A 12557-nucleotide genomic window follows, 5' to 3' on the forward strand; every position below is an offset into this window, starting at 1 on the left:
CATCAGGCTCCCAGATACGCGGCGACGACATCAGGGTGCTGCTGCACCTCGGCCGGCGAGCCCATCGCCAGCACCCGGCCATAGTTCAGCGCGATGACGCGATCAGAGACGCGGTTGACCAGCGACATGTCGTGCTCGACCATCAGCACGGTGACGCCGAGCTCGTTCTTCATGTCGCGGATCCAGAACGACATGTCGTCGGTCTCCTCGACATTGAGGCCCGAGGACGGCTCGTCGAGCAGGATCAGCTTCGGCTCCGAGCACAGCGCCCGCGCCAGCTCGATCACCTTGCGCACGCCGTAAGGCAGGCCCGAGATCAGCTTGTCGCGGTAGGGCTCGAGGTCGAGGAACTCGATCACCTGCTCGACCCGGCGGCGATGCACCTTCTCGTTGGCGCGCACGCTGGGCAGGAACAGCAGCTCCTGCCAGAGCTGCGTAGTGGAATGGCGGTGTCGTCCGACCAGGAGATTGGACAGAACCGTCGCATTCTCGAACAGCTCGATGTTCTGGAAGGTGCGGGCGATACCGAGTCTTGCGATATCGTAAGGCGGCTGCTCGGTGATGTCCTGGTCCTCGAAGAAGATGCGGCCCGAGGTCGGCCGGTAGATGCGCGAGATCAGGTTGAAGATCGAGCTCTTGCCGGCGCCATTGGGACCGATGATCGAGAGGATTTCGCCCCTCTCCACCGCGAACGACACCGCATCGACAGCCTTTAGGCCGCCGAAATGCAGCGACAGATTCTCGGCGCGGAAATAGCTCATCGGTTGCGCTCCGACTTCACGTAGATCTTCTGCCGCTTGAAGGTGGCGCGCTTGTAGAGCGGGAACAGCTGGAAGAAGAGCTTGATCTTGAGCCAGCGGCCGTAGAGCCCGAGCGGCTCGAACAGCACGAACAGCACGATGATGATGCCGTAGATCGCGCCCTTCAGCCCGTTGAGCGAGGCGAAGGCTGCGACCCTGGACTGGACGTCGGCCGCTTCTTGCGCGCCGGCGCCGAAAGCGGCGGCAATGCCGGCGATGATGCCGGGCATGTCGTCCTTCAAATAGGTCAGGAACGGATCGATCATCACGATAAAGATCGCTCCCAGCACGGCGCCGTGCAGGCTGAAGCTGCCGCCGATCAGGATCACGATGATGAACTCGATCGAGAGCTGGAGCGTGAACATCTCCGGCGAGATGAAGGAGAGCTTGTGCGCGAACAAGACGCCGGCAAAGCCGGTGATCGCCGCCGAGATCGCAAAGGACTTCACCTTGTAGAGCGCGACGTTGACGCCCATGCTGCGCGCCGCAGTCTCGCTGTCGCGGATCGCGACGAAGGCCCGGCCCGTCGGCGAGCGCAACAGATTGAGCGTGCCGACGATGGTCAGCACCAGCACGGCGAGACACAGGAAATAGAAGGTCGGGCTGTCACGCGGCACCGCGACGCCGAGCAGCGACAGCGTCTTGACCCGCATGCCCTCGTTGCCGTTGGTGACGCTCTCCCAGCGCGCCAGGACCTCCTCGACGATCAGGGCAAAGGAGATGGTGGCGATGACGAGATAGATGCCCTGGAGCCGCAGCGCGGGAAAGCCGACCATCGCGCCGATGCAGCCGGTCAGAAGACCTGCGGCGAGGAAGTAGACCGGGAACGGAACGTTGTATTTCTGCAGATAGGCCGCCGTGTAGGCGCCGATCGCGAGGAACGCCGCGTGCCCGAGCGAGGCCTGGCCGGTGAACCCGGTCAGGATCAGCAGCGCCACGCCGACGGTTGCATAGATGCAGACGAAGACGAGCTGGCTCATCAGATAGCTGGAGAGCACGTAAGGCGCGATCAGCAGCAGCGCGAGCAGGATGCCGTAGGAGACCAAATAGCCCGAATGCGGGAACAGCTTGATGTCGTCTTCGTAGTCGGTCTTGAACAGGAAGCGCATGGCGTTCAGACCTTCTTGCGGACGTGAAGGCCGAACAGGCCCTCGGGCTTGAGCAAGAGCACGGCGAGCAACACGATGTAGGGCGCGGCGTCCTTCCAGCCCTCGGCCAGATAGAAGCCGGCCATGCTCTCGATCACGCCGATCAGGACGCCGCCGACCACCGCGCCCGGGATCGAGCCGAAGCCGCCGAGGACAGCGGCGGGAAACGCCTTGAGGCCGAGCACGAGGCCGACATTGGAGTGGATGAAGGTGATCGGCGCCAGCAGCACGCCGGCGCAGGTCGCGACCGCCGCGCTGATCGCCCAGACGATCGACACCACGCGCTTGACCGGAATGCCCATGTAATAGGCCGCCAGCATGTTCTCGGAACTGGCGCGCATCGCGGTGCCGAGCGTGGTCTTGTTGAAGAACAGCCAGAGCAGCGTGCACAGGATCATCGTCGCCGCGATCACCGAGAGCTTGTCATAGGCAAGCACCAGCGAGCCGATCCGGAGCACGCCCTGGCTGAACGGCGTCTCGATCTTCAGATCGTCGGTGCCCCAGATCATGCCGGCGATCGAGCGCAGGAAGTAGCCGAGCCCGATGGTCGCCATGATGATGGAGAATTGCGGATAGCCGAGGATCGGTCGCACCACCACGCGTTCGGCCAGCATGCCGAACAGTGCCATCGCGGCCACCGCACCGGCGAAGCCGATCCAGTAGTTGAGTCCCATCATGCCGATGAAGGTGAAGGCGAAGAAGCCGCCCAGCATCATCAGATCGCCCTGGGCGAAATTGACGACCTCGGTCGCCTTGTAGACCAGCACGAAGCCGAGCGCGATCAGGCCGTAGACGCAGCCGAGCGCAACACCGCTGACCAGCTGCTGAACGAAATCCAGCATCGCCGCGCTTCCTCCTGACGCAACCGGCGGTTCTTCGATCGCCTCGTCGCATCTTGTGTCCAGTCGCTACGCAGTCGTTTCGCTGCGTTAGCGCCATTTGTCCCGGTGCCAATTCAGCCTGAACCGCCAAGCGCTGTCAACAAACGGTGACTTGCCTTTAGTCCAAGACGGATGACGGGATTTGCGGTAATGCGATTCACCGTGCCGAAACATCTTCAGGTCATGGTCGCGGGCGATGCAAAACCGGATGGTATGGCCGTCATGAAGCCGGACAGCTCGGCGCTCCAAGTCCGAGGGTTAACGAAGCGTTTTGACCGTCTGGCGGTCGATGGCCTCGACCTCACAATTCACGCCGGTGAATTCTACGCCCTGGTCGGCCCCAACGGCGCCGGCAAGACCACCACGTTGCGCATGGTTGCGGGCCTCTTGCGGCCCGACGCCGGCGCGGTCTCGATCTTCGGCATCGATGCGCTCCAAAATCCGGTCGCCGCTAAGCAGGTGATGGCGTGGGTCTCCGACGAGCCCATGATCTACGACAAGCTGACGCCGCTGGAGTACCTCGAATTCGTCGCCGGGCTCTGGGGCATCGCGCCATCCGTCTCGGAACCGGTCGCCGAGGGGCTGCTCAGCTCGCTCGGGCTCGAGGCACACCGGCACGAACGCTGCGAGGGCTTTTCCAAGGGCATGCGCCAGAAGGTGGCGCTGGCCGGCGCGCTGGTTCACGATCCCCGCCTCATCATCCTCGACGAGCCGCTGACGGGGCTGGATGCCGTCTCCGCCCGCCACGTGAAGGGCCTCCTGAGCGAGCGTGTCCGCGCCGGCTGCACAGTGATCATGACCACGCATATTCTCGAGGTTGCCGAGCGCATGGCCGACCGCATCGGCGTAATCGCCTCGGGCCGCCTGGTCGCCGAAGGCACGCTCACCGAGCTGCGCCAGCAGAACGGCCATGCCGACACCAGCCTCGAAGATCTCTTCATCGCACTGGTGACGCTCCAGGAAGCCGCATGAGCTCGGCGACTGCGCTGTCCTGGTTTGCCCGCCACGAGCTCCGGCTCGCCTGGCGCGAATGGCTCGCCGTGATGACCGGCGGCCGGCGCAAGCGGACGCGCGCCGCCGTTATCGGCCTGCTTCTCTTCGCAGCGCTCCTGCACGTGCCGGCCTGGGCCGTGATCGGCCACCTCGCCGACCTGCAACTGCCGCTCGACAAATCCTCGCTGATCGTGATCACGGCGACGATCTTTCTGGCCTGGACCTTGATGCTGTCGCAGGCGATCGAATCGGTGACGCGGGTGTTTTATGCCCGCGCCGATCTCGATCTGATCATGTCCTCGCCGGCGACGCTGGCGAACCTGTTCTCGGTGCGCATCGCCGCAATCGCGCTCGCCGTCACGGTGCTGGCGCTGTTGTTCTCGACACCCTTCATCGACGTGCTGGTGATCGGCGGCGGACCGCGCTGGCTTGCGGCGTTCGGCGTCGTCGTCGCGATGGGCCTGTCGGCCGCGGCGATCGCGATCGCCGTCACCATCCTGCTGTTCCGCCTGATCGGCCCGGCGCGGACGCGCTTCGTGGCGCAGATCCTCGCCGCCATCATCGGCGCCGGCTTCGTGATCGCGCTCCAGGTCGCCGCGATCATGTCCTATGGCACGCTGTCGCGCATCACCATCCTGACCTCAGGCAGCTTTGCCGAGCACGCCCCCGACCTCGACAGTATCTGGTGGTGGCCGGCGCGGGCAGTGATGGGTGACAGCGAGGCACTGCTGCTGCTTCTCGCGCTCGGGCTGGTGCTGCTGGGCAGCGTCATGGCGATCTTCTCGGGCCGCTTTGCCGACACCGCGATCGACGCAGCGGCTTACGGCACATCCGGCCGCCGACGCGCGAAGCAGCGGCCGTTCCGCGGCGGATCGCGGCAGCAGGCGCTGCGCCGCAAGGAATTTTCGCTGCTCTGGCGCGATCCCTGGCTGATCTCGCAGACCCTGATGCAGCTGCTCTATCTGGTGCCGCCGGCGCTGCTGCTCTGGCGCAGCTTCGCCGACAGCTCTGCCGCACTGACGCTGATCACGCCCGTGATCGTGATGGCGGCGGGACAGCTCGCCGGCGGGCTGGCCTGGCTGACGATCTCGGGCGAGGACGCCCCCGACCTGGTCGCGAGCGCGCCGCTGACGCCGTCCAGCGTCATCCGCGCCAAGATCGAGGTGGTGCTGATCGCGATCGCGGTCATCTTCTGCCCGCTGGTCGCGGCGCTGGCATTTGCCTCGCCGATCCAGGCTGCGGTCAGTGCCGGTGCGATTATCATCGGCGCGGCCTCCGCGACCGCGATCCAGCTCTGGTTCCGGGTACAGGCCCGGCGCAGCCAATTCCGCCGCCGCCAGACCTCCTCGCGGCTTGCGACCTTCGCCGAAGCCTTCTCCTCGATCGGGTGGGCCGCGACCGCCGCGCTGCTGCTCGCGATGCCCCTCGCCGGCCTCGTCAGCGGCCTGATCACCGCGAGCCTCGTCGCCATCACCTGGAAATTCAGCCCGCGGCGGGAGTGAGGGTGCGACACTGACGCGCTGTTGATCGCAGCCCATTGGCCTCGCGCTGCATTGCACGCTAGACTTTTCCCTGAAGTCATCGGGGACGGATATGTGGCGACTTGTTTCGGCGGCTCTGGCACTGTTCGGCGCGTTCCTCTCGCCTGCCCTCGCCCAGCAGCAGCCACAGCGCAGCGAATGCCTGGCGATGGCCAATGCCGCGCCGCGGGTCATGTCGGTCGCCTTCAGGCAGGCGACCGCAGCCGCGGAGGTCGAGATCACCTATGCCGGTCATTCCACCTACACCATCGACACGCCCGGCGGCTTGCGCATCGCGACCGACTATAGCGGCGCCTATCAGGTCGGCCGGCTGCCCGATGTGGCCACCATGAACCGGGCCCACAGCACCCACTACACGCTCTTCCCCGACAAGCGCATTCCCCACGTGCTGCATGGCTGGAGCGAGGACGGCAAGCCGGCCATCGTCTCTGAGCGCATCGGCGACACCTTCATCCGCAACGTCACCACCGACATCCGCCGCTATTTCGGCGACGATGCCGGCACCGACATGATCCGCGACGGCAATTCGATCTTCATCTTCGAGGTCGCCGGCCTCTGCATCGGCCATCTCGGCCACCTTCACCACAAGCTCGACGACAGCCATTTCGCCCAGATCGGGCGGCTCGACATCGTGATGGTGCCGATCGATGGCACCTACACCATGTCGCTGGACGGCATCTCCGAGATCACCAAACGGCTGCGCTCCTCTGTGGTGCTGCCGATGCACCGTTTCGCGACCCCGCTCGACGATTTCATGCGCCGGATCGGCCAGCAGTTCGAGATCGACCGGCGCCTCGAGCGCTCGTTCCGGATGTCGCGCGACGCGCTGCCGTCGAAGCCGACGGTGATCATCCTCGACGGCGTCTGAGGCGCAATTTTCTCCAAGCCGGCTGTCGCGCTTTGGTGCTGATCTTCCCGCAACAGGAGATCGACATGACCGACTTTGCGCGATTGTTGCACGCGGATGGACCAAACCCCGAGCACGCCGCAGCACTCCAGCTTTACGGCCGCTTTGTCGGGGACTGGGATGCCGAGATCACCGCCCGCGGCCCCGATGGAACGAAACACGTCGCCCCCGGCGAAATCCATTTCGGCTGGGTGCTCGAAGGACGCGCCGTCCAGGACGTCTGGATCATTCCCCGTCGCACCGGCAGCCCGGCCTTTCCGATCGCCGGCAACTGGTACGGCACGACGCTGCGGGTCTATGACCCCTCGATATCCGCGTGGCGGATCTCCTGGTTCGATCCCGGCCGCAGCGTGTTCCGCCAGCAGGTCGGCCGCCTACGTGGCGAAGACATCGTGCAGGAAGGCACGACCGAGTCCGGCGACCTGACGCGCTGGAGTTTTACGGAGATCGCCGACGACGCCTTCCATTGGCTCGGCGAGGTCAAGCCGACTGCAGCGTCTGACTGGCGGCTGGTGGTCGATGTGAGGGCGAAGCGGCGCAAGGGCTGACGACCGCGCCGTTGTGCTCGCGGTGAAGGGCGAGGTTGCGCGGCGCGCGCTGCTGGACGCAAGGACGAGATGCTAGGCTCCCGGCATAAAAACAAAACGGGAGCGAACGCCGATGGCTGCAAATGGTCTACCTGCCAACACGAGCGGGCTATTCGTGGAGCCGCGCGAGGACTGGCTCGCGCTGCATCAGGAGGAGATCATCGATCCCTCGCGGCCGATCGTCGATCCCCATCACCATCTCTGGAATCGCGGGCACCGCTACCTGATCGAGGAGATGGCGGCCGACATCGCCTCCGGCCACAACATCATCGCCACCGTCTATGTCGACTGCCGCTCGATGTATCGCGCGCACGGGCCCGAGGCGTTCCGGCCCGTCGGCGAAGTCGAGTTCGCCAACGGCGTCGCCGCGATGAGCGCAAGCGGCGCCTACGGCACGGCCGCGATCTGCGCCGGCATCGTCAGCCATGCGAACCTGCTGCTGGGCGAGGCCGCCAGGCCGGTGCTGGAAGCCGAGATCGCGGCGGGCAACGGCCGTTTCCGCGGCATCCGGCATTCCTCCGCCTGGGACCAGGATCCCGTCGTCGCCGGCATGTATGCGCACCGGCCGAAGGGACTGTTGCAGGATCCGACCTTCCGCAAGGGCTTTGCCTGCCTGGCACCGCTGAACCTCAGCTTCGACGCCTGGCTGTTCCATCCGCAGATCGACGAGCTGACCGAGCTCGCGCGCGCCTTCCCCGACACCAGGATCGTGCTCGACCATTGCGGCGGCCCGGCCGGAGTCGGCCGCTTTGCCGGGCGGCGCGAGGAGGTGTTTGCGCAATGGCGCGCCTCGATCCGCGAGATCGCCAAATGCGAGAACATGGTGGTGAAGCTCGGCGGCCTCGCGATGTGCCTGCTCGGCTACGATTTCCATCTGCGCGAGAGGCCGCCGTCATCCCTGGAGATTGCCGCGGCCTGGCGGCCTTATATCGAGACCTGCATCGAGGCGTTCGGCGCAAGACGCGCGATGTTCGAGAGCAATTTCCCGCCGGACAAGGGCCAGTGCAGCTACCAGGTGATCTTCAACGCCTTCAAGCGCATCGCGGCGCCTCTGAGCGAGGACGAGAAGACGGCGCTATTCTCGCAGACCGCGATCGATGTCTACCGGCTCGACTTGCCGTCATGACAAGATTTGCCGTCATGACGAGAAGAGGGGCCGGGATGTTGATCCCGACCCCTCTTCGTCGTGGCCGCTGGGAAGCGTCCTTGAAACGTTGTTGTCCGGGCAGGCGCTAGCCGGCACCCATCAGCGAGGCGGGACGGCGCTCGCCGGTGGAGACGAACATCCGCTTGAGCTTGTTGACGACGCGGATCAGGAAGCCGATCATGACGGGATTGGTCTTGCGGCAGAAGGCGATCTTCTTGACGTGGCCTTCGACATGCCATTTGGCATGCGCGCCGTCGCGGAAGAAGATGACGTCGCCGGGGCCGTAGCGCTTCGGCGGCATGCCGTCGCTTTCGAGCACGATCGATCCTTCCATGATCATGATCGTCTCGTCGATGTCGTAGTACCAGTTGAAGCGCCCTTCGGTGCAGGACCAGATGATGGTCGAGGCGGTACCGTCCGCGCTGGTGGACAGGATGTGCGAGCGCGACACCGGATTGCCCTCGATGATCCAGGACGGCTCGATCGGCCGCAGCTCGAGATCCACATTGCAACTGCCGATTTCAATCATTGCGCGCGACATCTGTTTCCTCAGGGAATAAAATAGGTTTGGCCCCGTTCAGGGCCAGGATTGTTTCCAATGATGTTGGCAACGCTAGTGATCGGCTTTTAATTCTTTCTTACGCAGGCCTCGACAATCAGCCGCAAGTTGCATGTGCGACGCAGCTAACGCCGGGATTCCCCTGCAAATTCGCGCACATGAACCCATCTTTTCCAGGGTGCGACAAAATGCGCGAAATGACTGAAAGGAGCCGTGCCGATGCCCCTCACGCCCGAGGTTCTGACAGCCAACAGCCAAGTCGTGGCCCGGCTCGGGGGCCTTGATATCTCCTTCACGCCGGACGAGGAGCCCTGGTTTACCGTCGACGGCATCGAAAGCCCCCGGCAGATCGGCAGTGACGGCTCCGGCGGCACGTTCGTGCTGCTGCCGTCGCAGAATGTGCTCTACGCGTCATCGGAGGGCCGCGCAGGAATTATCGCTGCTACGTTCGAGGCCTTCATCCAGCTCGTCGTCGCCCGCCCCTACTGGCTCGACGTCCTCAAATTCTCTGCGGGCGGCGACCTCGCGGAGATGCGGCGCGCGGCGGACGCGCTGGAGGCGACCCTCGACGACGAGGACGAGGTCAACGAGGCCCGCGAGCAAATCCGCAAGGCCCTCGTTCTGCCCGAGTCGGACGATCCGGTCGATGCGCTCTACGAGGCGGTGGCTGCTTCCGATGCCATCGTGCGAGCCACCGACGGCAGCCCGTTCACGACGCTGTTCAACCGATTCAGCATCGACAACAACCCGATGCTGCGCAACGCGGCGGCGTGAAAAGGCTTTGAGGGTACGTGCCCGGCCTTCATGGTTCGAGACGCGCCGTAAGGCGGCGCTCCTCATCATGAGGGTCTAGAACCTCGCCGCGATTTCGGTCAGGCTCTGAGGAGCCCGCCGGCGGCGGGCGTCTCGAAGGATGGACCGCAAGACGCCTTACTTCACCCACTCGCCCTTGCGGAACACCGGCACCTTGCTGCCGTCGGTGAGGATGCCGTCGATGTCGGTCTCGGCCGAGCCGATCATCCAGTCGATATGGATCAGGCTTTGGTTGCCGCCTTGCGCGGCGATCTGCTGCGGCGTGAGCTGGGCGCCGTTGACGAAGCATTTCGAGTAGCACTGGCCGAGCGCGATGTGCGAGGCCGCGTTCTCGTCGAACAGCGTGTTGTAGAACAACAGCCCGCTCTGCGAGATCGGCGAGGAATGCGGCACCAGCGCCACCTCGCCGAGACGACGCGCGCCCTCGTCGGTGTCGAGCACCTTGTTCAGCACTTCGGCACCGCGCGACGCCTTCGCGTCGACGATCCTGCCGTCCTCGAAGCGCACCGCGATGTTGTCGATCAGCGTGCCCTGGTAGGACAGCGGCTTCGAGCTCACGACATGACCATAGACGCGACGGCAATGCGGCGTGGTGAAGACCTCTTCGGTCGGGATGTTGGCGTTGCAGCTGATACCGTTCTTGGACAGGGAGGCGCCGCCCTCCCATTCATGGCCGTCGGCAAGCCCGATGGTGAGGTCGGTGCCCGGGCCTGAGTACTGCAACGCGCGGAAACGCTGGCCGTTGAGCCAGTTCGTGCGCTCACGCAGCACCGCATTGTGGCTCGCCCAATTGGCCATCGCGTCCTCGCGATCGACGCGGGAAGCCGCAAAGATCGCATCCGCGAGCTTGCCGATCGCGACGTCCTCGGGATCGCCAGGGAACACCTGCTTGGCCCAGGACGGGCTCGGATAGGCGATGATGTTCCAGTTGGTGTCGAAATTGACGATCTTTTCCAGAGCCGGCTGATAGGCCATCGAGTTGGCCTTGCTGGCGCGCGCCACCTTGGACGGATCTTCGCCCGACAGCAGCATCGGATTGTCGCCGACGATGGCGAGCCGCGCGGTGTTGTCGGAGAATGCCTTGGCCATGCCTTCATAGAGCCAGCCGGCGGCGCGATCGAAACTGTTGTCGTGACCATGGCGGTAACGCGCCAGCGTAATCTCCTCGTCCGACAGGATGGGCGTCACGATACCGGCGCCGGCCTTGTAGGCATGCACGGCGATCCGCCGCACCAGCGGCAGCGCAATCGCGGGCGCCGTCAGGAGCAGATCCTGTCCCGGCCGCAAGCCCAGGCCCACCTTCACCGCCACCTCGGCCAGCCGGTCGAGTTTCGCAGGATCGATGGGAGTGGAGGTGATGCGTTGATCGGTCATGCCGGGTCCTCTGCCGAAAGTCTCTCGCTCAATCTAAGTCTAGCATCGCTAGACACAAGTATACGAGCGTATTGGGGGCGACGAAAGATACGCAGTTTCACGCATCTTGGTTTTCAACGCGTTGCCGATTTCAGCACCCGGTCGACCATGGCGGGAGCAAGGCCGAGGTAATTTTTCGGTGAAGTGAGCGCATCGATCGTGGCGCGGTCGATCCTGGCAGAGACGCGCGAGTCGGACGAGAGCGCGTCCGCCAGCGTCAAACCTTTCTCGTTGGCGAGCCGGCAGGCGTCATAGACCACGTCATGCGCCTCCTGCCGCCCGATCTGCGGCGCGAGCCCCATCATGACTGCTTCGGCCACAATCAGGCCCCGGCTGATGGCGAGATTGTCGTTCATCTTCGCCTCGTCCACGATGAGGCCCGCGAGCGCGAACTTCGCCTGGTGCAGCGCCCCGGCGGTCAGCACGAAGCTTTCGGGGATCGCCATCCATTCGGCGTGCCAGGGGCCGGTGGCGCGCTCGAAATCCTGCACCATCGCATCCAGCATCAGGCCCGCATGCTGGCGCACCGCCTTGGACGCCGCCAGCATCAGTTCCGAGGAGATCGGGTTGCGCTTCTGCGGCATGGTCGAGGAGGCGCCGCGGCCCTTGACGAAGGGCTCGTAGACCTCGGCGAACTCGGTCGAGGCCATGATCATGATGTCGAGCGCGATCTTGCCGAGCGAGCCGGTGACGAGCGCAAGGAAGTTCACGGCCTCGGCAAAGCCGTCGCGCGCGACATGCCAGGTCGAAGCGGGGACGCCGAGCTTCAGCTCGGTGCAGAGCGCCTCCTGCACCTCAAAGCCTTTGTCGCCGAGCGAGGCCAGCGTGCCGGCGGCGCCGGCGAACTGGCCGACCAGCACGCGCGGCTTCAATTGCGCCAGACGCTCGGCGTGACGGTCGAACATCGCGAGCCAGATCGCGGTCTTGTAGCCGAAGGTCACCGGCAGTGCCTGCTGGAGGTGGGTGCGCCCCGCCATTGGCGTGTCGCGATGGCGCTTCGAGAGATCGGCGAGGATCTTTCGGAGCTCCGCAATATCGCGCTCGACGATCTCGAGGGCAGCACGCAATTGCAGCACCACGGCGGTGTCCATGATGTCCTGCGTGGTCGCGCCCCAATGCACGTAGCGGCCGGCATCACCGCATTGCTTCACCATCTGGTGCACCAAGGGCAGGATCGGATAGCCGACGATGTCGGTCTCCTGCCGCAACAGGTCGAAATCGAACGCGGCGACGTCGGTCCGCGCCGCGATCTGGTCGGCGGCATCCTGCGGGATCACGCCGCATTTGGCCTCCGCCTTCGCCAGCGCCACCTCGACCTCGGCATAGCGCGCAACCAGTGCGACATCGGAAAACACCTCGCGCATCTCAGGCGTGCCGAAGGCGTCACGGAACAGCATGGAGTCGAGCACGGTGGTCGAGGCGTGAAAAGCGGGCATGGGCGTTTCTTCGTGGCTGTCGTTCTGTATGCGGGTAGCTTAAGCACGCCGCCGTGTTCGGCAATGGACATTCGCAGTTCGTCACATCTTCAAATGCCGTTACGATGATCGCGCCGCCGCGCGTGACGGAGGTAAATTGCGCCGAAGGAGAAACAGGGATTCGGCCCGCGACAATCTGACCGGAGGCGCACATTCTCTTTCAGGTTGTATTCCTCCTCGAAATCCGCATGGCTGCCATCACGCGATTGTGGTGAACCGGGCGGGCCCTTCGACGGACTCACAGACTTCGAGTCGAAATGGATTTGATTTCATCATTGCCCGATGTCGTCGTG

At 64.6% G+C, this 12557-nt stretch carries 12 protein-coding genes; 6 read left to right on the forward strand and 6 right to left on the reverse strand.

What is annotated here, in order from left to right:
• Positions 1–2: 2 nt before the first annotated feature.
• From E4K65_RS39750 to E4K65_RS39760, 3 genes are read right to left on the reverse strand one after another with little or no spacing between them, the layout of a single operon-like run.
• Entirely contained in the window at positions 3–761 is a 759-nt protein-coding gene (locus E4K65_RS39750; protein WP_135178739.1) for an ABC transporter ATP-binding protein, read from the reverse strand.
• Entirely contained in the window at positions 758–1909 is a 1152-nt protein-coding gene (locus tag E4K65_RS39755) for a branched-chain amino acid ABC transporter permease (protein WP_135178740.1), read from the reverse strand. The genes E4K65_RS39750 and E4K65_RS39755 overlap by 4 nt, the downstream gene beginning before the upstream one ends.
• Positions 1910–1914: 5 nt before the next feature.
• A complete protein-coding gene (locus tag E4K65_RS39760) occupies positions 1915–2790 on the reverse strand; it encodes a branched-chain amino acid ABC transporter permease (RefSeq protein ID WP_025575149.1) in 876 nt (291 codons plus the stop codon).
• Between the two features lie 261 nt (positions 2791–3051).
• Between E4K65_RS39760 and E4K65_RS39765 the strand changes: the two genes are divergently transcribed.
• The 5 genes from E4K65_RS39765 to E4K65_RS39785 all read left to right on the forward strand — a co-directional run bounded on the left by E4K65_RS39765 (position 3052) and on the right by E4K65_RS39785 (position 7983).
• Complete coding sequence (locus tag E4K65_RS39765) at positions 3052–3801, forward strand: ABC transporter ATP-binding protein (RefSeq protein ID WP_167771538.1); 750 nt, start codon at positions 3052–3054, stop codon at positions 3799–3801.
• Complete coding sequence (locus E4K65_RS39770) at positions 3798–5324, forward strand: permease (protein WP_135178742.1); 1527 nt, start codon at positions 3798–3800, stop codon at positions 5322–5324. Before E4K65_RS39765 ends, E4K65_RS39770 begins: the two co-directional genes overlap by 4 nt.
• A 91-nt stretch (positions 5325–5415) precedes the next feature.
• Positions 5416–6231 (forward strand): MBL fold metallo-hydrolase, encoded by an 816-nt coding sequence (locus tag E4K65_RS39775; RefSeq protein WP_135178743.1) that lies wholly within the window; start codon positions 5416–5418, stop codon positions 6229–6231.
• Positions 6232–6296: 65 nt separating this feature from the next.
• Positions 6297–6818 (forward strand): hypothetical protein, encoded by a 522-nt coding sequence (locus E4K65_RS39780; RefSeq protein ID WP_167771527.1) that lies wholly within the window; start codon positions 6297–6299, stop codon positions 6816–6818.
• A gap of 112 nt (positions 6819–6930) precedes the next feature.
• Positions 6931–7983, forward strand: a complete 1053-nt coding sequence (locus E4K65_RS39785; protein WP_135178744.1) for an amidohydrolase family protein — start codon at positions 6931–6933, stop codon at positions 7981–7983.
• A 106-nt stretch (positions 7984–8089) separates the two neighbouring features.
• Here E4K65_RS39785 and E4K65_RS39790 read toward each other — a convergent pair whose 3' ends face one another.
• Entirely contained in the window at positions 8090–8545 is a 456-nt protein-coding gene (locus E4K65_RS39790) for a cupin domain-containing protein (protein WP_025575160.1), read from the reverse strand.
• A 237-nt stretch (positions 8546–8782) separates the two neighbouring features.
• Here E4K65_RS39790 and E4K65_RS39795 point away from each other — a divergent pair, with 237 nt between their 5' ends.
• Positions 8783–9337 (forward strand): hypothetical protein, encoded by a 555-nt coding sequence (locus E4K65_RS39795; protein ID WP_135178745.1) that lies wholly within the window; start codon positions 8783–8785, stop codon positions 9335–9337.
• A 156-nt stretch (positions 9338–9493) separates the two neighbouring features.
• Here E4K65_RS39795 and E4K65_RS39800 read toward each other — a convergent pair whose 3' ends face one another.
• Together E4K65_RS39800 and pcaB are read right to left on the reverse strand one after the other, a co-directional pair.
• A complete protein-coding gene (locus tag E4K65_RS39800; protein WP_135178746.1) occupies positions 9494–10750 on the reverse strand; it encodes an aminopeptidase in 1257 nt (418 codons plus the stop codon).
• Positions 10751–10863: 113 nt separating this feature from the next.
• Entirely contained in the window at positions 10864–12225 is a 1362-nt protein-coding gene (gene pcaB / locus E4K65_RS39805) for a 3-carboxy-cis,cis-muconate cycloisomerase (RefSeq protein WP_135178747.1), read from the reverse strand.
• Positions 12226–12557: the final 332 nt, after the last annotated feature.

The sequence above is a fragment of the Bradyrhizobium niftali genome (assembly GCF_004571025.1).
GTDB classification, from domain to species: Bacteria; Pseudomonadota; Alphaproteobacteria; order Rhizobiales; family Xanthobacteraceae; genus Bradyrhizobium; species Bradyrhizobium niftali.

Coding starts and splice junctions, on each gene's coding strand:
- E4K65_RS39785 (WP_135178744.1), top strand. CDS start 6,931: ATGGCTGCAAATGGTCTACCTGCCAACACGAGCGGGCTATTCGTGGAG.
- E4K65_RS39775 (WP_135178743.1), top strand. CDS start 5,416: ATGTGGCGACTTGTTTCGGCGGCTCTGGCACTGTTCGGCGCGTTCCTC.
- pcaB (WP_135178747.1), bottom strand. CDS start 12,225: ATGCCCGCTTTTCACGCCTCGACCACCGTGCTCGACTCCATGCTGTTC.
- E4K65_RS39800 (WP_135178746.1), bottom strand. CDS start 10,750: ATGACCGATCAACGCATCACCTCCACTCCCATCGATCCTGCGAAACTC.
- E4K65_RS39770 (WP_135178742.1), top strand. CDS start 3,798: ATGAGCTCGGCGACTGCGCTGTCCTGGTTTGCCCGCCACGAGCTCCGG.
- E4K65_RS39765 (WP_167771538.1), top strand. CDS start 3,052: ATGAAGCCGGACAGCTCGGCGCTCCAAGTCCGAGGGTTAACGAAGCGT.
- E4K65_RS39755 (WP_135178740.1), bottom strand. CDS start 1,909: ATGCGCTTCCTGTTCAAGACCGACTACGAAGACGACATCAAGCTGTTC.
- E4K65_RS39760 (WP_025575149.1), bottom strand. CDS start 2,790: ATGCTGGATTTCGTTCAGCAGCTGGTCAGCGGTGTTGCGCTCGGCTGC.
- E4K65_RS39750 (WP_135178739.1), bottom strand. CDS start 761: ATGAGCTATTTCCGCGCCGAGAATCTGTCGCTGCATTTCGGCGGCCTA.
- E4K65_RS39790 (WP_025575160.1), bottom strand. CDS start 8,545: ATGTCGCGCGCAATGATTGAAATCGGCAGTTGCAATGTGGATCTCGAG.
- E4K65_RS39795 (WP_135178745.1), top strand. CDS start 8,783: ATGCCCCTCACGCCCGAGGTTCTGACAGCCAACAGCCAAGTCGTGGCC.
- E4K65_RS39780 (WP_167771527.1), top strand. CDS start 6,297: ATGACCGACTTTGCGCGATTGTTGCACGCGGATGGACCAAACCCCGAG.